Below are 21,411 nucleotides of genomic sequence, written 5' to 3'. Positions count from 1 at the left end.
TCTTTTTTTGCTACTGCGATAATTTCTTTATTCTTACTTGTTGTTTGTTGCTCTTTGTTTTTTAGATTCTAGTTGTTTTTATTATCTTCTGTTTGTTGGTATGTGTTGGGTAGATGGCTTTATATGGCTTGGTGAGTAGGAAATTTAGTGTTGATTGTGTATAATATGCCACATTTGACCAAGGGGATAGGGATGGCGACACATCAACCGAGATTGGGAATCAACGCAAAGGTATCTATTAGCACGACTTTAATGGTGCTTGTGAGTTTTAGCATTTTGGCGTGGTTTGTGTATTTTAATGCACAAAAGACCATTACACTTATTGAGTATGAGACGCAAGAAAAGCAAGTAACGCAATTAGAAAATCTCATAGATGTGTATATTGATGAGAAAAAGCGGTTGATTCAAAAACTTGCAAAAGAAGCCCTTGCAAGTGGCTTAAATGAATCTCAAATGACACAAAATCTCCGCCTTATTCAAGAATCAGGGGATTTTAATCTCACTTATATCGGTATAGAATCTAGCGGGAGAATGCTACGGGGCAATGGCAAACATCAATACCCACAAGATGGCTATGACCCCCGCACACGAAGTTGGTATCAAATCCCCAAAAATTCACTCAAAGATGAAGTGCTAAGTGAGCCGTGGATTCAGGCGTCTTATAAAATCCCCGTTTTTGGCTTTGCTTCCCCGCTGGTTGAAAATGACAAATTTATCGGTGTGGCTAGTAGCGATATTGCCCTAAAATCGCTGAATGCCTATATCCACGCGCAAGATGAGAATACAAGCGAACAAGAGATTATCGTCATAGACAAAAATGGCAATTATGTAAGTCATAATGATGAGAGCAAGATTTTGCAAAGTGATGATTTTTCTAAGGCGATAAAAAGTAGCTTTAATGCGGACACACCAACTTTTAAGCTAGATTCTAATATCGCAACTTGTAAGCTAGAATCTCAAACGCAATGGCTGCTTTGCTCCATTATCCCAGAATCTCGCATTGCCGATAAGCTAAGTCAAAACAACAAGCCTATTTTCATTATGCTAGGCATTTTTGCCTTTATTCTTGTGGTGGCGTTGTATGTGATTTTGGCGTATTTGCTAAAGCCCATTAGACGCATTAAAAAGAGTTTGCTAGAGTTTTTTGACTTTTTAAATCACAAGCAAAAAAGTGTGAATCCTTTGAAACTCCGCAGCGGCGATGAGTTTCAAGAAATGGCAGAAGCGATCAATGAAAATGTAGAGACAATCCAGCATAATCTTTTGAAAGATACAAAGAGTTTGCAGGAATTTTTCCAAGCGGTTGAGAGTATCAAGCAGGGGCATTTGCATTTGCAGATACAGACAAATGCGAATAATCCGCAGCTAACCCAACTTGGCGTGCTGTTTAATGAAATGCTAACTTCCCTTGATGAGAATGTCTCGCGTGTGCTTGTGATTTTGAAGCGATATGCCGATAATGACTTCCAAAAGCAAGAGAGTAGGTCAGCACAGAATCTGCAAGGCGAACTTCAAGCGATGAATGAAGGTGTGGGGCATTTGGGCGAAGAGATACGCAAAATGCTTTTTACCAGCCTTGATTTTGCAAAATCGCTAAATCTTAAGGCAAAAGAGCTAGAAGATTCTGTAATGGCGATGAGTGAAAGCACACAGAAGCAAAGCAAGTCGCTAGAAGAGACGGCAAATGCGGTAAGGGAAATTACAGAATCTATGCAGGGTGTTGATAGTAAGGCGCAAGAAGTGGTGCAGCAAGGCGATGATATTAAAAAGATTCTAGGATTTATCGCAGAGATTGCTGATCAAACTAATCTTTTAGCGTTAAATGCCGCGATTGAAGCGGCAAGGGCAGGGGAGCACGGGCGGGGTTTTGCAGTCGTAGCCGATGAAGTGCGAAACTTGGCTGAACGCACACAAAAAAGCCTTGGCGAGATAGGGGCAAGTGTGAATCTGCTTGTGCAAAGTATCAATGATATGGGCGAGTCGATTAAGGTGCAAATGGAGGGTATTGAGCATATCAATGAAAGCATAGTTGAGCTAGAAGAGATAACAAATCATAACACCCAAACCGCACATAAGACGCAAGAAATTAGCCTAGGTGTAGAGCATATCGCACAAGATATTTTGCAAGATGCAAATAGAAAGAAGTTTTAGGCGCTAGCCTTTCTCTTGCTTTAGTGGTGCGACATACAAAGCTAGATTCTAGCTGTTGCTGGTCAGGGTTTAAGTGCAATTTATCGCTAGAATCTACTTGAGCTATTGTGTGTTTAGTTTATATCCCACACCGCGTATGGTTTCAATTTTTTTCCCAAAGCTTCCAAGCTTGTTTCGCAGGGTGTTGATGTGCATATCTACGGTGCGTGTTTCCCCGCTAGGCTCATAGCCCCACACAATATCAAGCAACTCTTCTCTAGAGAAAGTTCTATCGGGGTTTTTGAGTAGGCAAGCAAGCAGCTCAAATTCTTTTAATGTGGTTTTGATTTCTTGATTGTCGATAGTGATTGTGTGGCGTTTGGGCGATAGCGATAGGGAGTCTAGCACCAAGTCTCCAAAATCATCACCGCTGTATCGGCGTAGTAACGCGCGGATTCTAGCTAGTAGCTCCAGCGCGCTAAAAGGCTTTGATAGATAGTCATCAGCTCCTAAATCAAGCCCCTTAATTTTGTCATACTCGCTGCCAAGTGCGCTTAGTATGATTACGGGGATATTGCGAGTCTTGCTCTTTTCTCGCAGGCGTTTTAGGATACTTAAGCCATTTTCATTAGGAAGCATTAGATCAAGAACAATGAGTGTAGGCAGCTCTTGAGTTAAGCTGGCATTAAAATCCAGCGCATTATCAAAGCCTTTTGCCTCGATATTTTGGCTAGCAAGCGCGTAAAGCACAAGCTCTAAAATACTATTATCATCTTCTAGGACATATACCATAGTCAATACTCCTTGCCTAGATTCTACCCAAATCTGCCGCCGATATAGTCTTTTGTGCGCTTGTCTTTTGGGGTGTTAAACATCGCATAGGTTGTATCAAATTCTACCACTTCTCCAAGTAAGAAAAACGCCGTTTTATCTGAGATTCTAGCGGCTTGCTGCATATTATGAGTAACGATTACAATGGTGTATTTTTGTTTTAGCTCATTGACTAGCTCTTCGATTTTTAGTGTAGAGATGGGGTCTAGTGCGCTTGTGGGCTCGTCCATTAGGAGCACTTCTGGATTCACCGCAAGAGCGCGTGCAATACATAGTCGCTGCTGCTGTCCGCCACTTAGCCCAAGGGCAGATTTTTTCAAGCGATCTTTGAGCTCTTTCCATAGGGCTGCGCTTTTTAGACATCGCTCTACTATCTCATCAAGCTCGGCTTTTTTCTTTATGCCGTGAGTTTTAGGACCAAAGGTGATATTATCATACACGCTCATAGGGAAAGGATTAGGCTTTTGAAACACCATTCCTACTCGTTTGCGCAAGATATTGACATTATAGTCTTTGTAAATATCTTTACCCTCAAGCAAGATCTTGCCCCCCACTTGACAATCAGCCACCAAATCATTCATACGATTTAAGCAGCGCAGGAGACTGGACTTACCGCAACCACTTGGACCGATAAAGGCACTCACTTCATTTTTTAACAAAGCGAGATTGATATTTTTAAGTGCGTGGAAGTCCCCATAATGTAGATTCATATTTTTGAGTGTGAAAATCTCTTTTGATTTTGGCGTTTGCGGTTTAGGGTGCTGCATTGTGTCTCCTTGGTGTAGTCTTGTATTATGCTGGCATAGGTGGGCTAAATTTCTTAGCGACAAAGTTTGATAGAAGGTTGAGTGCTATGACGACAAGCAAGATTACTACCGCGCTAGCAGCAGCCTCATTGATATAAAGCCCTTCATTAAGTAGCTGATACAAATGCACGCTTAGTGTGCGCCCAGAATCCATACTTAATGCTACTTGTGCCACGCTCCCTGACGTATAGAGCAAGGCGGCACTCTCACTAATAATGCGTCCAATGGATAAAATCACACCTGATAGCACACCGCTTACAGCACAAGGCAGGACAATGCGAAACAGCACCACAAGCTTTGGCGCACCAAGCCCAAAGCCCGCTTCTTTATAGGTCTCTGGCACACATTTTAGGGCTTCTTGTGTGTTGCGCAGGATAAGTGGGAGCACCATAATGCTTAGTGTGAAAGCCCCTGCTAGCATAGTGAAAGTATTATCAAACACATAAATGACAAACACGATAAACCCAAATAGCCCATACACGATAGATGGGATTCCAGCCAATGTCTCTGAAGCCATATTGATTGTGCTTACAAACCAAGAATTGGGCTTTGCATACTCTTGCAAGTAGATTGCACCTAGAATCGCAATTGGCGCAGAGCATAGCAGAGAGAGCAGCACGATAGTAATGGTGTTAATAATCGCCGGGAGCATAGAGACATTTTCTGTGGTGTATTTCCACTCAAAAAGGCTCGCATTCAAGTGTGGCAAGCCGCTATAAAGGATATAGCCGACAATGAGCGCAAACACAGCGATTGTAGTGGTGATGGCTACATATAGGCTTGCACGCAGGGCGAGAGACAGTGGGTCTTTGTAGGTGGCAGTAGTGGCTTGCGCGATACTTTTTGTGCTACTGCTTTGAGATTTTTGCTGGACTTTGGAGTGCTTGTTTGCTGGTTTTGCGGGATTGTTTTTTGCCATAGTGTCCCTTAGGTTGTGGAGAATCTAGCAAGGATTATAGACCTGCTGTGTAAAAGTCTATTCTCTTCTTGTAAAGTCTTTGTAAAATAGAGGCGCAAGAGCTATAAAATCACTAAACATATATTGTGTTTAACAATTTTTGCTATCATTTTCGCTCAAAATCTACAAACACAAGGTGAGTTTATGAAAAAATCATTTCTCTTCACTTCAGAATCTGTAACTGAAGGACACCCAGATAAAATGGCAGACCAAATCAGTGATGCGGTGCTTGACTATATCATTGAGCGAGATAAAAATGCGCGTGTGGCGTGTGAGACGCTTGTAAGCAATGGCTTTTGCGTCATCGCAGGCGAGCTAAAGACAAGTATATATGCCCCTATGCAAGAAATCGCTAGAAAAGTCGTGCAAGAGATTGGCTACACAGACGCGCTTTATGGCTTTGACTATCGTAGTGCAGCAGTGCTAAATGGTATTGGTGAGCAAAGCCCAGATATAAATCAAGGCGTAGATAGAGCCGATGGCGAGATAGGCGCGGGAGATCAAGGGCTTATGTTTGGCTATGCGTGCCGTGAGACACCATCTCTTATGCCCTTGCCTATTTGGCTCTCTCATCGCATTACAGAGGGCTTAGCAGCAAAACGCAAAGATGGCACATTGCCCTTTTTACGCCCAGATGGCAAGTCCCAAGTTACCGTGCGTTATGAAGATGGCAAACCTGTAAGTATTGATACAATCGTTATCTCAACGCAGCACAGCCCAGAGACACAGCAAAGCCATTTGAAAGATTCAGTCATTGAAGAAATCGTGCAGAAAGTAATTCCGCAGGAATATTTAAACGATAATATCCGCTATTTTGTCAATCCCACAGGCAAATTTGTCATCGGCGGACCACAAGGCGATGCGGGGCTAACCGGACGAAAAATCATCGTGGATACTTATGGCGGGAGCTGTCCGCACGGAGGCGGGGCATTTAGCGGGAAAGACCCTAGCAAAGTGGATAGAAGTGCGGCATATGCAGCACGGTATGTGGCAAAAAATCTTGTCGCAAGTGGCGTGTGTGATAAGGCAGTGGTGCAAGTAGCCTATGCGATTGGCGTGGTAGAGCCTGTATCAATCCTTGTAGATACGCAAGGCACGGGCAAGGTGGAAGATTCTGTGCTGACAGAGTGTGTGAAAAAAGTCTTTAGACTTACACCTAAAGGCATTATAGAATCACTTGACCTGCTTCGCCCTATTTATCGCAAAACAGCAGCGTATGGACACTTTGGACGAGAGTTACCGGAATTTTCTTGGGAGAGAACGGATAAGGTTGAGGCGATTAAAGAGTTTTGTGGGGTGAAATAAGCCATAAGCCTAGCTCCTTTACTTGGAGCTTGGGCTTACTTCTATCTTTGCCTTGCTTGTGCCCCACTATGATCCTGACTCCTTAAGGGATATTACTTACTTCATAGAGTTTTACACTATCAAATCAATATCCGCAAATCAATATCCGCTTCATTTAGTATTTAGCTGTGGAGCGCATTTATCGCTGCATATAAATTAGATAAATTTATAAACACAATATGTGTTTGTTACTTTTTGTATCGTTTGTATAATGGTCGCCAAGCCCCTTGCTTGCGAGAATCTTTGCATAAGCACCCACCCCACAGCCAAAAAACACCGCAAAATTAGCCAAAAATTCATAAACACAATATGTATTTATCAAAAAATATCTATAATACCACTACATCACTACTTGAAAGGATACTTATGAGTCAAATTGTTGGATTCCCACGCATTGGGGAAAATAGGGAGCTAAAAAGAGCGTTGGAGAGCTTTTGGGCTGGCAAGATTAGCCAAAATGAGCTAGAGAAAGTCGCTAAAGACTTGCGCGCTAAGCATTGGGCGCAGCAAAAGGAGCTAGATTATGTGTGTGTCAATGACTTTAGCTTTTATGATAATGTGCTAGATCTTGCCTACACACTTGGGGCAAAGCCTGCTAGATTCCAGCATTTAAGTGGGCTAGAGGGGTATTTCGCTATGGCTAGGGGGCATAAAGATGGGCTAGCGTGCGAGATGACAAAGTGGTTTAATACCAACTACCACTTTGTCGTGCCAGAGCTTAGTAGCAATGATATTTATAAGGTTGATGCAAGTGCGATTATCAATCAATACAAAGAAGCCAAAGCCTTAGGCTACAAGCCTAAAATCTCTTTAATCGGTATTTTTACCTTTGTTGCATTGAGCAAGATTACACAAGGAGAGTTTGCAGAAGTCTTTAGTGCTATCAAAGCTGCGTATTTCACGCTACTTGATGAGCTAGCAAGACTAGATTCTAGCTTGCTTATAGAATTTAGCGAGCCGATTTTCACGCGCGGGGTTGATGAGCGATTTTATGATCTCATTAAGCCCACTTATGATGCCATCGCGGATAAGGGCATTAAAGCAGTGGTTAGCACATTTTTTGAGCATAGCAATGAGGCAAGCGAGATTCTCCTAGAGTCTAGAATCTATGGGCTTGGGCTTGATTTTATCTATGGGGAGAAAAATAAGCAGATTCTAGCAAAGCTAGCTAAGAGTGATAAAGTGCTACTTGCTGGGGTGATTGATGGGCGCAATATTTGGATAGCCGACCTAGAATCTAAGCTTGCTTTGCTAGAAGAAATTGCCACACATATCCCAAAAGAGCGCATTGTCATCTCTTCTTCTTGCTCACTTTTGCATACACCTTATAGCAAGAGTGCGGAGACAAAAATGGATAGTGAGATCCTCTCTTGGCTCTCCTTTGGACTAGATAAAATAGAAGAGCTACTAACGCTAGATACACTCTTCCGCGCTCCTAATGATAGCGCGCGCAGCAAGCTAGAATCTAATCAAGCTCTAATAGCCACGCGCAAAAGCTCGAGCAAAATCCACGATAGCGCGCTTAAAGCTCGCCTAGATTCTAGTATCAAAACTTCGCGCGATGAAGACTTTGCCACGCGCATAAAGGCACAAAGATCCGCACTCGCCTATCCTAATCTAGCTACAACCACCATAGGCTCTTTCCCCCAGACACAAGAGATACGCGCTCTGCGTTTAGGCTATAAAAAAGGCGCGATTTCTAAGGAGCAATATGATGAGGGTATCAAGGCTTATATTAAGGAGTGCATTGCATTCCAAGAAGAAATCGGGCTTGATGTGCTAGTGCATGGAGAGCCAGAGCGCAACGATATGGTGGAGTATTTTGGCGAGCAGATGAAAGGCTTTGTCTTTAGCCAAAATGCGTGGGTGCAGAGCTATGGCAGCCGCTGTGTCAAGCCCCCAATTATTTATGGCGATGTCTCTCGCCCCAAAGCGATGACGATAGAGTGGATCACCTATGCCCAAAGCCTTACTAAAAAGCTTGTAAAAGGTATGCTAACAGGTCCGGTTACGATTTTAAACTGGAGCTTTGTGCGTGATGATGTCCCGCGTGCGCTAGTGTGTAAGCAGATCGCTCTAGGGATTGCTGATGAGATTGATGACTTGCAAAAAGCTGGGATAAAGATTATCCAAGTCGATGAGGCGGCGTTTAAAGAGGGCTATCCATTGCGTGCTGAAAATATCGCAGAGTATGAGCGATGGGCATTAGAGTGCTTCAAAATTGCCACTGCCAACGCAGAATCTAGCACGCAAATCCACACGCATATGTGTTACAGCGAGTTTAATGACATTATTAGAACTATACAAGCCCTTGATGCTGATGTGATTAGCATTGAAACTGCGCGCAGTGGCAATAAGCTGCTTAAAGTCTTTAAAGAAGTGGGCTATAAGCACGAGATAGGTCCGGGGGTGTATGACATTCATAGCCCTAGAGTCCCAAGCGTGAGCGAGCTAGAAGCGCAAATCCGCGCACTGCTTGAAGTCCTGCCAAAAGAGCAGCTATGGATCAATCCAGATTGCGGACTAAAGACGCGCAAATGGGAAGAAGTCAAGCCTAGCTTAGAAAATCTTGTCAAAGCGACAAAAAATGTCCTAGGCTCACTGCAGTAATACACAAGGAGACCCAATGCTAGGGGCGCATTTAGATAGGAAGATCGATAGAGCATTTAGCAAGCTAGAGAGTGGCGAGAGCTTTCTAAGCTTTGAGCTTACACCACTAGTTGGCGTGCAAGCCTTAGCGCAAGAGTCTCTAAATGCGCTTAAGTCTTGCGCACTTTTTGATAGCTTTGTCTGCACAGATTCTCCACTAGCGCGCTTTAAGCCTTCATCTGTGCTAAGTAGCATTGCCCTACAAGAGTCCTTGCAAAAGCCCTGTATTTGCACAATTTCTATGAGAGATAGAAACTCTATCGCACTTTGTGGTGAGATCCTATCGGCAAATGCCTTTAACTTGCGCACATTTTTAAGCCTAACAGGCGACCCTATTAAGCTTGGCAATACAGAGGCTAAAGCTGTCTTTGAAGATAGCTCCACAAAGCTTAATGCCATTATCAATACTCTAAATGCGGGGCTGGATCTTACAGGCAGCGCGCTAAAATCCACGCCCAAGCGCATTTATAATTGCAATGTCATAAACTCCTATGCCATCAATCCAAAGACGATTGAAAGCAAAATGCTTAAAAAGATCAAAAGCGCGTTTATAGATTCTAGCTCTTGCTCTCTTAGCGCGCTATTTAGCCAGCCTGTCTATAGCCTAGAGTCTGCTCATATCCTCCTAGATAGCCTAGAATCTGCCAATCGCATATTGGGGACAAGGGTGTCGCTTGTGCTAGGGTTTTTCCCCGTTGTAAGCTATAAAAGCGTAGTATTTTTACGCGATAAATTACCCGGAGTTTTTATCCCAAATTCTTGGATCTTGCGCTTAGAAAAGGCACATAAAAGCCAGAATCCAAAGAGTGAAGAGAGAAAGGTAGGGCTAGAGCTATCTCGCGAGCTCTTTGAGTCTTTAGGCACAATCCACAATCAATTCCACTTTATGACAAATGGCAGCCTTGCCTTAGCACAAGATGTTTTACTATAATGCGCCGCAAACTCCACGATATAGGACATAAATGGCGCGTAACTCAAAGCAGCTTACCATTGGCGTAATCTTTATCCAAAATGCTTTGGGTGAGTGCGTTATAGGGCTTGAGAGTCTTTATGTGCTAAAGCATATTTACTCTTGCAAGCTTATTGTCTTTGCCCAGCCTACTTTGCAAAACCTCTTGCGCGAATGCGACTTTGTCGATGTGGTAGAGTCCTGCACAAAGCAGGCTATTGATGCGTATGCTTGCGATTATGCCCTGCTTACTAACTCTAAAACCGCGCATATCCGCTTCGCGCTCTCCACCAATGCCAAGCGCATAGTTTGTGCGACAAAATTTGCAAGCTTATTGTCGTGGCGGTGTAAAAGTGTGGCGATTTATATGTGGAAGAAGTATCGCAACTACGATGAGCGCGAGATCTTGCTTGCCTTTGTGCGCGCGATAAATCCAAAGCTCTATGATGAGAAATTCCCCTTGCTTGATCTCACGCAAAGCAAGCTTCCTTATGGCAAAAAGCACGCGCAAGTGGTGCAAGACCACCTTGCCAAAGAGTTTGCGCACAAAGGGCTAGAATCTAGCAAGCCTTGCTATCTTATAATGATAAACCCCTTCAACAATGCTTGCCCTTATTCACTAACCAAGCAGGGCTTCATCACGCTTATTGACAAAATCGCGCAAATCCCAGAGTGTATCCCGCTTGTAGTAACCTTTGAGAAAGTGCATAAAGACTTTATGCAAGAGCTAGAATCTAGCCTAGATTCTACACCTCCCCCCCCCCAACCGCAAAATACTCAAAGCAAGCTTATTGTCTTTTGTAATGATAATGATCTCTTGCAGCTTAGTGCGTGGATAGACCGCGCTAGCTGCGTGATAAGCCCTAGCACAGGCACACTGCACCTAGCGTGCAACCAACGAGTCCCCACAATCGCCCTCTACCCAGAGTATGACACACGCCGCTGGGCTACACACAATAAACGCTATGTTTTCTTGCATACGCCAAGAAGCAGCATTACCGCACAAGAAGAGCAAGAAGCGATTGCGCAGACAATTGCAATGCTACGCGCGATGATTAGCAGTGGCGAGCTAGAATCCTTGCAGCTAGAATCTAGCCAGCAGTAGCAGAATCTAAGCTTGCAAACGAGTCTCAAAGCAGGAGCTTAACGCTAGATCTAGCTCATTGCTTTTGGAACTCAAAGAGCCCGGTAGCACCCCAATTTTTCATATCCGGGATAGATTCTAGGGCAGCTTGATTGATATGCAGCTGCCCATCTCTATACTCCATACATAGCTTTGCATCAAGCCCGATAATATAGCTCATCTCTAGGATTTGGCAATGTTTTAGTGTGTCGATAATCGTCTGTGGGCGATAGACTCTGTGGGCATTGAAGCAGACTTTATCATACTGCCCAACAGGGACAGATATATACATTTTGCCACCGGGCTTTAGCACGCGCTCAAATGCTAGCAGGGCTTTCTCCCATCCCATAGGATCGATTGGATCACCATATCTCCCAAGTCCAAAATGCTCGATACTACAGAGTGCAGAGATAGATTCTAGGCTAGAATCTGCGATATTGTCTAAGTTTGTGGCATTGGCTTGCAGATATTGTAGCCCCCCCCCCATTGGCAGTTAGAAAGCTTGTGTTTAGGCAGGGTAGGGGGCGGATGTCGATTAGGGTTGTAGGCTGGTTAGCACCTAGGAGATGGGCGATAAAGCCCGCGACTGATGAGCCTACATCATAGTGGCGCGCAGGCTTTGTAGCTGCTACTTTACGCGCTCCCCAAATATCTTGGATAAAGTAGTCGCTATTAGATTCTACACCTGCGCCATTGGTGGCGTATTTGTCATCGCGGCAGATGTAGTCAAACTCTCTGCTAATGGCAAACCTCGTGTCGGTGTTTTGCGCGATGTAGCTTGCGCGGTCATCTTCTAGCTCGGCTTTGCTCATTCTTTTGAGCGTGAGAAATGCAAAGCCCTTGTGGAGAATCTTTGCCAGCGGGCTAGAATCTGGAGCTGGCAAGATGGATTTTAGAGTGGATTTTATGAGAGATTGTAGTCGCATTGGTGATCCTTTATAGTTGTGAAGTAGGGCGCGATTATAGCACAAGAAGGCATTGTCTAGTTTGCGTGTATCTGCTACAATGCCCGCTAAAATCCCAAAGGAGCAGTGATGAAAATTCTTGTCATACAAGGACCAAACCTAAACCTACTAGGGCACAGAGATCCTAGAATCTATGGACCCCTTACCTTAGATCAAATCCACGAAAATATGCGCACATTTGCCAAGCAAAGCAACATTTCTTTAGAGTTTTTCCAAAGTAATTTTGAAGGCGAGATGATCGACAAGCTGCAAGAGTGTGTCGGCGGAGAGTATGATGGCGTGCTAATCAACCCTGCCGCCTACTCACATACTTCTATCGCGCTGGCTGATACGATTATGGCGTGTGGTGTGCCTGTGGTTGAGGTGCATATTAGCAATATCTTTGCGCGTGAAGACTTCCGGCAAAAGAGCTATACTGGCGCAGTGTGTGCTGGGGTGATTACAGGCTTTGGCGCGTATGGCTACCACATCGGGCTTATCTCACTTATCCAAATCATTAGCGAAGTCCAAGCCTTTAAGGCGCAAAATCCCCAAGCAAATAGCGAAAATAAGTAATGGCTTCACACAAGCATTTTGTGCCTTTGGCTCGCCCGCAGGTATTTTTCACTACTGATGAGAGTGCGCAGTATTTTGAGTGTGGATATAGCTGTGATCACGCTATTTTGCTTGTGCTAGATTCTAGGAAGATCTTTTTCACAGACTCTCGCTACACCACTGAGGCTAAAGAGTATCTAGCAAGAGGCATTGAGCTAGTAGGGAGTGCCAATCTGCTAGAATCTATGATTGAGCTACTGCAAAAGGAGCGCGTGAAGTCTCTAGCCTTTGATCCCTTGCAAGTGTGTGTGCAGGAGTATCAAATGCTGCTTGCAAAGCTGCCAAAATGCACCCTAGAGCCACTGCCAAACTTCCACCAGCAGCTTAGGATTATTAAGAGCGATGAGCAAGTGGCACTCATTGCCAAATCCCAAGAGCTTAATAAAAAGGCATATAAACGCTTTGCCAAAATGATAGAAAAGACGATAGAAAGGCTTGATAATCCCACAGAGCTGTATCTCCACGCCCTAGCGCGCCAAGCTTTGGAGCAAGATGGCAGCTATACCCTAAGCTTTAATCCAATCCTTAGTATCAATGCTAATGCCGCCAAGCCCCACGCTCTGCCTTGTAAAGATCACTTGCGTGATGGAGATTTGCTGCTTTTTGATGCGGGGATTAAGTATAAACGCTACTGCTCGGATCGCACGCGCACAGCAGTTTTCTCACAAGGTAGAATCCACTTTGGAAAAAAGCAGAAATTTAGCGATAAAAAACTGCAAAAAATCTATGACACCGTGCGCAAAGCCCAAGAGAGTGCGATTGCAAGCTTGCGCACTGGAATGAGCGGTAAGCAAATTGACGCCCTAGCGCGAGAAGTGATTGATAAGGCTGGGTTTGGGGAGTATTTTTCCCATAGCACAGGGCACGGCATAGGGCTTGATATACACGAGCTGCCCAACATCTCTAAAAGAAGTGAGATGATCATTGAAGATGGTATGGTGTTTTCTATCGAGCCAGGCATTTACTTGCCCGGGCTTTATGGCGTTAGGATAGAAGATCTAGTGGTCGTGCGCAATGGACACGCAGAGATATTGTAATTAGATCTATGCTACAGGGCATTTTTAGCGCATAAAATTGGGGCAAGGTTTGTAATAATCTCTTGTAATAATTCCTTAGAATCTATATCAATAATCCACCATTCCTTTGCGCCCGGATAGGGCTTTCCTTTTTGACAATGTTCTAAAAGAGAATCTAAGAGTGCATATTGTTTTAAAAACACGCATTCATCGCAAAGTAAGAAAAGTGCTTTGGGCTTTTGCATAGATTTAGAATCTTGTATATACACGCAGTATTCCCCAAACATTTTTCTCGCACTAAAAGTATAAGATTCTATTTTGCCCTTAGAATCTTCACGCAACTCTGCTACGCACTCTTGCAGCCGTTCTAACACATAGTCTTTATACTCTTTTGAAGTCGCCATATTTTGCTCCCTGCTTTTGTTTAGATTCTGGCTAGTAAGTGCTTTTGTGCTTAGGCTCTACACTAGGCTTCTCTAGTTTTTGTGGCTTTTTGTTTTGTTGCGCTTGTGGTCTTGGAGCATTTTTTTGAAATCACTTAGATCTTCTTCTGTGGCGATAATTTCTTTGGGCTCTTTGGGGAGAGATTTTGTCTCTTGCTTTTTAGATTCTAGCGCGCCCATACCTTCTAGGGCTAAGTCAGCGTAGAAGTCGCGCAGCTCGATTTGTAGGCGTTTGTTTTCTAGCTCAAGCTCGGAGATATGGTTTCTTAAGGTGTGGTTTTCTTTAAACGCTACGCGATATTTTTTATACACATCTTCGCCAAAGAGCTTTTGTGCAGGCTTTGCCTTAGCTATGGAGCCATCTTTTAGGTAGATTTGCACGCTTTTTAGGCTACCGGGTAGAATCTGCTTGCGTGATTCTTGGAGATCGAGCTTGGCTTTTTTGGCTTGGGTTATGATTTTTTGCACGCTGATTTCATCGTGGAGCTTGGCTAGCTCTTCGCTGGCTTTGCGCTTTTTAGATTCTAGCTCTTTGATCTGCTCTTTTAGCGCGCCCTCTTGTGTGCGCAAGTCCTTTAGCGTGGCTTGCTGGGTGAGAATCTCATCTTTATAGCTTTGCAGTTCCTTTTGTAAGGCTTCTTGCTTGCTTTTAATAGCCCCAGCGACTTCCCAGCTCTCCTTGATTTGCTCTAAAGTCAGCTCATCAGCTCGCTTGACAAGGTCCTTTAACAAGTCTTTTGTGAATGGGCTATCCATAGATTCTCCTTGGCACTTGCTAGATTCTACTCGAGCATTTCTAGGCGCAGAAGCAGCATATCTCTGCCCTGTGTGATTTGCACGCTCTTGCTAGCGCATTTTGGGCAAGTGGCGTAGCTCTGCTCTTCTGGTGTGCTAGTAGTGCCACAGGAGCTACACGCAAGCATTATGGGCTGGATTTGTATCTCTAGGTGTGCGTGCTTTGCATATATGCTTTCTTCTTTAAATGTCTCAAACGCGCTTTGTAGCAATGCACTCTCTATGCCGCTATGCTCACCAATACCCACGACAACTCTCTCTATCTCTCTTGCGCTAGATTCTAGTGCGTAGTGATCGCATTGCTCTAGGAGAGCTGTTACGACAGAGTATTCGTGCATTTTGGAGTCTTTCTTCTTTGGTATTTGCGCGGATTTTAGCATATTTTGGTGTGTTTGTGGTTTTTAGCAAATGATGAAGTCTGCTATAATATACCAATTGCCACTTCTTAAGGATACTTTATGCTAGATTCATCTAATGCGGCTTCAAGCACACTCCCCCCGCGCTACAAAACAAAGCAGATTTTAGTAGGCAATGTCGCCATTGGCGGCGATGCGCCTATATCTGTGCAGAGTATGACATTTACCAAGACTAAAGACATACAAGCCACAAAAGAGCAGCTTGACAGGCTCGCTCTAGCTGGAGCGGACATCGTGCGTGTGGCAGTAAGCGATCTCAAAGACGCCCACGCGCTTAAAGACTTGCGCGCTATCTCCCCCCTCCCACTCGTAGCTGATATACACTTCCGCTATGAATACGCGCTTATCGCCGCAGAGTCGGTGGATTGTATCCGCATAAATCCGGGCAACATCGGCTCAAAAGAAAAGATCAAAGCCGTAGCAGAGGCGTGCAATGCGCGCAATCTCCCTATCCGCATAGGCGTTAATGGCGGTAGTTTGGAGAAGCAGTTTGATGAGAAGTATGGCGCGACCCCAAAGGGAATGGTAGAATCCGCTTTATACAATATCAAGCTTTTAGAGGATTTTGGCTTCACAAACCTCAAAGTCTCGCTCAAAGCCAGCGATGTGGAGCGCACAATGGCAGCATATAGAATGCTACGCCCACTTGTGGAATACCCCTTTCATCTAGGCGTTACAGAAGCAGGGACGATGTTTCACTCCACGATTAAGTCCTCTATGGCTCTTGGGGGGCTGCTTATGGAGGGCATTGGCGATACTATGCGCTGCTCAATCACCGGCGAGCTAGAGCAAGAAATCGCCCTTGCGCGCGCGATTTTGCGATATAGTGGGCGGCAGAAGCAGGGGATCACTATCATCTCTTGCCCTACTTGTGGGCGCATACAGGCGGATTTGGTAAGTATGGTCAAAGAAGTGGAGAAGCGACTAAGCCATATCACAACGCCGCTGCAAGTGAGCGTTATGGGCTGTGCGGTCAATGCGCTAGGAGAGGCAAAGCACGCAGATATTGCCATAGCCTTTGGGCATAAGTCTGGAATGATCATTAAAGAGGGTGAAGTCCTACGCAAGCTCCCAGAATCTAAGCTTTTAGAATCCTTTGTCGCAGAAGTGGAGCAAATGGCGCAAGAGCGCAGTGGCACGGAGTAAATAGAGTCTAAGAGCTAGAATCTACTTGGATAAAGTGCTCTGTGGCATACATTGCCTTTATGTAATTTATGCTAGAATCCTGCCCAATTTCTAGCATAACAATATTTATATTTAGGTAGATTCTAGTAGGGCTAGAATCTAGTTAGAGCTTTTAAGGACAATCCCACTATGCACGACACTACGCAGCCTGTGATAGAGCTTTGCAACATTACTAAAACTTATCCCAATGGATTCCAAGCCATTCGCCCGCTTTCTCTATCTGTCAATCGCGGGGATATTATGGGGATCATCGGCTACTCAGGTGCTGGGAAATCCACGCTTATCCGCCTAATCAACCGCCTAGAAGAGCCCACAAGTGGTGAAGTGCGCATCAATGGTGAGAATATTTTAGAGCTAGCGCAATCTACTTTGCAAAAGCGGCGGCAAAAAATTGGAATGATCTTCCAGTATTTTAATCTCCTTTCATCGCGCGATGTTTTTGGCAATGTAGCGTTTGCCCTTGAGATTGCAGGCTGGAAGAAAGAGCAGATAAAGACGCGCGTGTATGAGCTTTTATCCATTGTGGGCTTGCGTGATAAGGCGCATTTCTACCCTAGTCAGCTAAGTGGTGGGCAGAAGCAGAGAGTAGCCATAGCGCGCGCCCTTAGTAACCACCCAGATATTTTGCTCTGCGATGAAGCCACAAGTGCGCTTGATACCAAAAGCACAAAATCTATCCTAGAGCTACTAAAATCCATACAATCTAAACTTGGACTCACAATCGTGCTTATCACTCATCAAATCGAAGTCGTGCGCGAGATTTGCAACAGAATGTGCGTGATGAGCGGCGGGGAGATTGTGGAGAGAGGCAGTGTGGAGAAAATCTTTAGCGCACCAAAGCATATAATCACCAAAGAGCTTTTATCATATCTTCCAGCAGTAAGCGAGCAAGAAGTGCTAGCCCAGAGTAAAAACGCCTATAAGATCTCCTTTGTTGGCGAGCATATCAATGAGCCTTTAATGAGCAATGTGATTAAACGCTTTGGGGTGGATATCAATATTTTAGCCGGGAATATTGAGCCTCTTAGCACGATGAAAGTGGGGCATTTGTTTGTGGAGTTTGGCGAAGATGAGAGCAAAAACCAGCAAGCTATCGCCTATCTTAAAGACAAGCAGCTGCTTGTTGAGCGATTTGTGGGTGATTGATAGCTTTGGAGTTTAGGGGTAAGAATGAGTAGGGTGCAGACTTTTTTACTACGCTTTAGTGCGCTGCTTGCTTGCGCGTTATTGCTGCTGCTATGCATTGCGCCGTTTTTGCGCGATTGCGCGATGATGTGCGTGGAGATTGGGGAGTGGCTAGATTCTAGCCAAGTTGTTGATAAGTGCTGGGCAGCCCTAGAATCTAGTGCTAAGGTGTTTGATGAGCTGTGTAGGCAAGGCTTGCAGGCGGGCATTATGGCTGTATATGGGGCGGTGGCAGAGCTAGATTCTAGTGCAGCTATGGCTTTAAGCGATCGTATCGCTTACAATTATGACCAAATCTCGCAAGCTACCTATGACACGCTGTATATGGTCGCGCTATCTACGCTATTTGCTACAATTTTTGGGCTACCTCTTGGCATAGCACTCAGCGTTACAAGAAGCGGTAGAATCTGCTCGCATAAGACGATCAATGCGATACTAGGCTCTATTGTTAATGTTGTGCGCTCATTTCCCTTCATCATTCTTATCATCTTGCTTTTGCCACTCTCGCGCGCACTTGTAGGCACAAGCATTGGTGCGACTGCTGCGATAATCCCACTAAGTATCGCAGCGATTCCCTTTATCGCTAGGCTTTTTGAAGGTGCGTTTGAAGAAATTGATAAAGGCTTGATAGAAGCTACACTAAGTATGGGGGCTAGCAAAGCGCGTGTGATGAAAATGATGATAGCAGAAGCCAAGCCCGGACTTATCAATGCCATTACCATTACCATCATTGGGCTTATAGGGTATTCTGCTATGGGCGGTGCTGTGGGGGCTGGGGGGCTTGGTGATGTGGCGATACGACTTGGATTCCAAGCGTATGAGGAAGATATTTTGCTTGTTACCTCCATTGTGATTATTGTGCTTGTGCAGCTTGTGCAAAGTCTAGGCGATGCTTTGGTCGCAAAAGCAAGAAAAATGCGCTAGAATGCCTACTCAATCTTAACTTAAGGAGCTAGCGATGAAAATTGCTGTATCAAAGTTGTTGGTAGCTACGAGTGTTGCCTTGTCTCTTGTAGGTTTTGCGTATGCAGAGAAGCTGAAAGTCGGTGCGACTCCTGTGCCTCAAGCACAAATGCTGCGCTTTATTGCCCCTGACTTACAAAAAGCTGGAATCGAGCTTGAAGTCGTGGAATTTACCGATTATGTCCTGCCAAACATCGCACTTAATGAAAAAAGCATTGATGCTAACTTTATGCAGCATAAGCCATTTTTAGACAAGATTAGCGCGGATAGGAAGCTTGATTTAGTGAGTGTGGCGCAAATCCACATCGAGCCTATTGGTGGGTATTCTAAGCGCATAAAAGACATAAAAGATCTTAAAAATGGCGCGACTATCCTTATCCCAAATGACCCCACAAATGGCGGGCGCGCACTGATTTTACTACACAACAACGGGCTTATCAAGCTAAAAGATCCTAACAATCTAAGCGCGAAAGAAGCAGATATTATTGACAATCCCAAAAAGCTCAAAATCAAAGCACTTGAAGCAGCCTTGCTGCCAAAGACTTTGCAAGATGCGGATCTAGCGGTAATTAACGGAAACTATGCCCTACAAGCGAACCTTACAGCAAAGGACGCGCTGATTGTAGAAGACTCTCGCTCGCCTTATGCAAATATCATTGTCGTGCGCTCTGGCGATGAAAATAACAAGGCAATCTTAGAGCTAAAAAAGGCAATGCAAAGCAAAAAGATGAAAGACTTCATTGAGAAAACTTACAAGGGCGAGATTATCCCTGTATTTTAGCTAAGCCTTTTGCCCAGCCCTTAGGCTGGCTTTGTGGCTAAAGCAAACAAGCAATACACTTTAATTACCTATCAAGCCTACTCTCCCACAAGCACTGCTCATATCCTAGAATCTAACAAGCTAGATTCTAGCGTGAAAGCCCCTTTTGTCATTGCGAGACTTGCTTGGGCAAGGCGTGGCAATCTATACGAGAATCCACTTTTAGTTTTGGGGGCGTTGGCTTTTGCGCGCTTTTGGTGGATTCTACGGCAGTGCCTGCGGTTACATACGACCAAGTATGCGCCCTTGCCACTGCCTTGAAAGCCCCCAAAATCTGCGGAATGCCTACCCAAGACTGAATCGCTTGTGGTTAGATTTTTTTCTTGTTTGCATCATCTAGTATCGCCTTGGCAATCCCTGACACATCTTGTGAGATTTGTGAGCTAGCATTGGCGATAGAGACATTCTCTTGGGTTACAGACTCTAGGCTAGAGATGGCTTCGTTGATTTGTGTGATACCTGCGGTTTGCTCTTTGATAGATTCTGCCATATCGTTGATGGACTGCACTAGGAGGTTGGTGTTTGCCTCTATCTCGCCTAGTGATTTGCTGGTGCGTTCAGCCAATTTGCGCACTTCATCTGCTACGACTGCAAAGCCCCGTCCGTGCTCTCCAGCCCTAGCAGCTTCGATGGCGGCATTTAGGGCTAGGAGGTTTGTTTGATCTGCTATATCTCTAATGATACCAATGACATTTCTTATATCTTCTGTTTGCTGGATTACTTCATTGGTCCTGCCAGAGACATTTTGCATAGATGAAGTGATCTCTTCTACTGCGGTGGCAGTTTGCTCTAGGCTGCTAGCTTGGGAGTTAGAAGATTTAGTAAGTGCTGCTACGGCTTCTTCTAGCTTGTCGCTTTGAGAGTGGAGAGAATTGGCAAACTCTAGGGAAGTTTTAAGCATTTTTCTAATCTCTTCTCCTAGAGTGTTAGTAACTACTTCTACTCGCCCTTGTGCATTTGCTACTTCTGTGGTGAAGTCTAGGCGGGTGTAGGAGTCAAAGACGCGGTTAAGCTCGTTTAGATCTTTGCCTATGGCGGTGGCTAGAAGCTCTAAAAGGTCATTGACAGAGTCTTTGAGCGCGTTTAGCTGGGGGTTTGAGCCAGAGAGGGTGATTCTTTTTGTAGCTCTGCCTTGCTTGGTGTGGTTGATGACTGAGAGGGATTCGGCTACTAGCTCATCATCTTTTTTCAAGTGAGCGCGAGATTTATCGATGTTCTCGTTAATCATCTGCCCAATTTTGCCTAGCTCATCGTGGGCGCGGATTTTGATATGATGGACTTCATCGCTCTCGTGATTGACATATTTGAAAAATTGATCCAAGGTTTTTAGGATTATGGGCAGCCTTGATGAAAGCAGCCTACGCACGAGATAATACACAGTCGCCACTGCAAGGAGTAATATTACCACTGCCACCCCTGCGATAATCCACTCAAGCCTATATAAAGGAGCTAGCACCTCTGCCTTAGGCGCGGCGACAAATATTGAGTAGCTATTGCCATCGGCAGTGGAGAAAGACGACACACTCGCATAACTATCCACCCCATCTGTGGTTACATAATGCTCTATAACGGCGGTTTGAGCATTTGCTATTATTTGTGAAATTTCTACTACACTTGGATGCTTGTTGGCTTCAGTAAGCTTGTGGAGAGCGAGAGAAGTATTGCTATGCACAGCGACTGTGCCATCTTTTTGTATCAATGCTTTGGCTTCATTGTCCCAAGTTTTATCGCTGGGATTTAGCATAAATCTCTCTATATCAGCTAGATCAATCACAAAGCCAAATACCCCTACAAGTCGCTTATCGGCGTCAAAAATTGGAGCAGCGATGTTTAACGCAGTAAATTCTTTACCATCAAATTGCAGCTTTGTGGGTCGCCCAAAGGACACAGGATCGCCGTATTTGGCTGTTTTAAGGATTTTTTGCACCACAGGGAAATCAAGCACCGCATCAGTGGCTTGCACGACTTTGATTCCACCTGGATTATCAGTATCTGTATCTTGGAAAAGCATAACGACATTGCCCTTAGGCGTAGTGTAAGCTCTGTTTTTCGCGGCAAAATGGGGGGGGGCGTCTAAGAGATAGACAAAGCCATAGCGAGCAAATGCGCCGGCATCGAGAGAAGATTTCGTTGATGATTCAAAAACAGAAGCGGTCGTGGGATTTTGTAAAGAAGCTACACTGAGTAGATCGCTCAAAATTTTCGAGCTAGATTCTAGCACAGAAGACATCTCATCAAA

Annotated in this window: 21 protein-coding genes and 1 pseudogene; 12 read left to right on the top strand and 10 right to left on the bottom strand. The window is 44.7% G+C overall.

What is annotated here, in order from left to right:
- Nucleotides 1-192: 192 nt before the first annotated feature.
- Nucleotides 193-2,151, top strand: a complete 1,959-nt coding sequence (locus F4V45_RS09225; RefSeq protein WP_150338023.1) for a methyl-accepting chemotaxis protein — start codon at nt 193-195, stop codon at nt 2,149-2,151.
- A 102-nt stretch (nt 2,152-2,253) separates the two neighbouring features.
- Here F4V45_RS09225 and F4V45_RS09220 read toward each other — a convergent pair whose 3' ends face one another.
- Genes F4V45_RS09220 through pstA form a run of 3 tightly spaced genes read right to left on the bottom strand, consistent with a single transcriptional unit; the run spans nt 2,254 to nt 4,686 of the window.
- Nucleotides 2,254-2,922: a response regulator transcription factor gene (locus F4V45_RS09220; RefSeq protein ID WP_150338022.1), complete on the bottom strand. Its 669-nt coding sequence runs from the start codon at nt 2,920-2,922 to the stop codon at nt 2,254-2,256.
- A 23-nt stretch (nt 2,923-2,945) separates the two neighbouring features.
- Nucleotides 2,946-3,728, bottom strand: a complete 783-nt coding sequence (gene pstB, locus F4V45_RS09215; RefSeq protein WP_150338021.1) for a phosphate ABC transporter ATP-binding protein PstB — start codon at nt 3,726-3,728, stop codon at nt 2,946-2,948.
- A gap of 25 nt (nt 3,729-3,753) precedes the next feature.
- Nucleotides 3,754-4,686, bottom strand: a complete 933-nt coding sequence (pstA, locus tag F4V45_RS09210) for a phosphate ABC transporter permease PstA (protein WP_150338020.1) — start codon at nt 4,684-4,686, stop codon at nt 3,754-3,756.
- A 183-nt stretch (nt 4,687-4,869) separates the two neighbouring features.
- Here pstA and metK point away from each other — a divergent pair, with 183 nt between their 5' ends.
- The 4 genes from metK to F4V45_RS09190 all read left to right on the top strand — a co-directional run bounded on the left by metK (nt 4,870) and on the right by F4V45_RS09190 (nt 10,772).
- Nucleotides 4,870-6,030: a methionine adenosyltransferase gene (metK, locus tag F4V45_RS09205; protein WP_150338019.1), complete on the top strand. Its 1,161-nt coding sequence runs from the start codon at nt 4,870-4,872 to the stop codon at nt 6,028-6,030.
- A gap of 405 nt (nt 6,031-6,435) precedes the next feature.
- Nucleotides 6,436-8,679, top strand: coding sequence for a 5-methyltetrahydropteroyltriglutamate--homocysteine S-methyltransferase (gene metE / locus F4V45_RS09200; RefSeq protein WP_150338018.1), 2,244 nt, complete (start codon nt 6,436-6,438; stop codon nt 8,677-8,679).
- Nucleotides 8,680-8,695: 16 nt separating this feature from the next.
- A complete protein-coding gene (locus F4V45_RS09195) occupies nt 8,696-9,649 on the top strand; it encodes a methylenetetrahydrofolate reductase (RefSeq protein ID WP_150338017.1) in 954 nt (317 codons plus the stop codon).
- A 31-nt stretch (nt 9,650-9,680) separates the two neighbouring features.
- Nucleotides 9,681-10,772 carry a glycosyltransferase family 9 protein gene (locus F4V45_RS09190; RefSeq protein WP_150338016.1) on the top strand — a complete coding sequence of 364 codons (1,092 nt, stop codon included), beginning with the start codon at nt 9,681-9,683 and terminating at the stop codon, nt 10,770-10,772.
- A gap of 55 nt (nt 10,773-10,827) precedes the next feature.
- On the opposite strand, the gene F4V45_RS09865 is transcribed toward F4V45_RS09190, so the two are convergent.
- Nucleotides 10,828-11,277 (bottom strand): DUF268 domain-containing protein, encoded by a 450-nt coding sequence (locus tag F4V45_RS09865; protein WP_246145321.1) that lies wholly within the window; start codon nt 11,275-11,277, stop codon nt 10,828-10,830.
- Nucleotides 11,213-11,716: a hypothetical protein gene (locus F4V45_RS09860; protein ID WP_246145320.1), complete on the bottom strand. Its 504-nt coding sequence runs from the start codon at nt 11,714-11,716 to the stop codon at nt 11,213-11,215. The genes F4V45_RS09865 and F4V45_RS09860 overlap by 65 nt, the downstream gene beginning before the upstream one ends.
- Before the next feature lie 108 nt (nt 11,717-11,824).
- On the opposite strand from F4V45_RS09860, the gene aroQ reads away from it, so the two are divergent.
- Together aroQ and F4V45_RS09175 are read left to right on the top strand one after the other, a co-directional pair.
- A complete protein-coding gene (aroQ, locus tag F4V45_RS09180) occupies nt 11,825-12,310 on the top strand; it encodes a type II 3-dehydroquinate dehydratase (protein WP_150338015.1) in 486 nt (161 codons plus the stop codon).
- Nucleotides 12,310-13,386, top strand: a complete 1,077-nt coding sequence (locus F4V45_RS09175; protein ID WP_150338014.1) for an aminopeptidase P family protein — start codon at nt 12,310-12,312, stop codon at nt 13,384-13,386. Before aroQ ends, F4V45_RS09175 begins: the two co-directional genes overlap by 1 nt.
- An 11-nt stretch (nt 13,387-13,397) precedes the next feature.
- Here the strand turns inward: F4V45_RS09175 and F4V45_RS09170 are convergent, their stop codons facing one another.
- The 3 genes from F4V45_RS09170 to hypA form a co-directional block, all read right to left on the bottom strand.
- Nucleotides 13,398-13,769, bottom strand: a complete 372-nt coding sequence (locus F4V45_RS09170; RefSeq protein ID WP_150338013.1) for a transcriptional regulator — start codon at nt 13,767-13,769, stop codon at nt 13,398-13,400.
- Between the two features lie 72 nt (nt 13,770-13,841).
- Nucleotides 13,842-14,564 (bottom strand): nickel-binding protein Mua, encoded by a 723-nt coding sequence (gene mua / locus F4V45_RS09165; protein ID WP_150338012.1) that lies wholly within the window; start codon nt 14,562-14,564, stop codon nt 13,842-13,844.
- A gap of 26 nt (nt 14,565-14,590) precedes the next feature.
- Nucleotides 14,591-14,941 (bottom strand): hydrogenase/urease nickel incorporation protein HypA, encoded by a 351-nt coding sequence (gene hypA, locus F4V45_RS09160; RefSeq protein WP_150338011.1) that lies wholly within the window; start codon nt 14,939-14,941, stop codon nt 14,591-14,593.
- Between the two features lie 120 nt (nt 14,942-15,061).
- Here hypA and ispG point away from each other — a divergent pair, with 120 nt between their 5' ends.
- From ispG to F4V45_RS09135, 5 genes are all read left to right on the top strand, one after another.
- A complete protein-coding gene (ispG, locus tag F4V45_RS09155) occupies nt 15,062-16,165 on the top strand; it encodes a flavodoxin-dependent (E)-4-hydroxy-3-methylbut-2-enyl-diphosphate synthase (RefSeq protein ID WP_150338010.1) in 1,104 nt (367 codons plus the stop codon).
- Between the two features lie 168 nt (nt 16,166-16,333).
- Nucleotides 16,334-17,350: a methionine ABC transporter ATP-binding protein gene (locus tag F4V45_RS09150; RefSeq protein WP_170235226.1), complete on the top strand. Its 1,017-nt coding sequence runs from the start codon at nt 16,334-16,336 to the stop codon at nt 17,348-17,350.
- Nucleotides 17,351-17,644: 294 nt separating this feature from the next.
- Nucleotides 17,645-18,313 (top strand): methionine ABC transporter permease, encoded by a 669-nt coding sequence (locus tag F4V45_RS09145; RefSeq protein WP_150338029.1) that lies wholly within the window; start codon nt 17,645-17,647, stop codon nt 18,311-18,313.
- Nucleotides 18,314-18,347: 34 nt separating this feature from the next.
- The gene (locus F4V45_RS09140) at nt 18,348-19,133 is read left to right on the top strand and encodes a MetQ/NlpA family ABC transporter substrate-binding protein (RefSeq protein WP_150338009.1); all 786 of its coding nucleotides are present in this window, start codon (nt 18,348-18,350) and stop codon (nt 19,131-19,133) included.
- 33 nt (nt 19,134-19,166) lie between these two features.
- Nucleotides 19,167-19,433, top strand: a complete 267-nt coding sequence (locus F4V45_RS09135; protein ID WP_150338008.1) for a hypothetical protein — start codon at nt 19,167-19,169, stop codon at nt 19,431-19,433.
- Nucleotides 19,434-19,482: 49 nt separating this feature from the next.
- On the opposite strand, the gene F4V45_RS10065 is transcribed toward F4V45_RS09135, so the two are convergent.
- A complete protein-coding gene (locus tag F4V45_RS10065; RefSeq protein ID WP_407925338.1) occupies nt 19,483-19,923 on the bottom strand; it encodes a methyl-accepting chemotaxis protein in 441 nt (146 codons plus the stop codon).
- 1,011 nt (nt 19,924-20,934) lie between these two features.
- Nucleotides 20,935-21,402, bottom strand: a pseudogene (locus F4V45_RS10060) (PDC sensor domain-containing protein); the annotation flags it as partial.
- Nucleotides 21,403-21,411 lie beyond the last annotated feature (9 nt).

The sequence above is a fragment of the Helicobacter canis genome, assembly GCF_008693005.1.
Taxonomy (GTDB): Bacteria; Campylobacterota; Campylobacteria; order Campylobacterales; family Helicobacteraceae; genus Helicobacter_B; species Helicobacter_B canis.
Note: the sequence above shows the minus strand (reverse complement) of the source record. Positions and strands in the feature narration are given on the sequence as shown.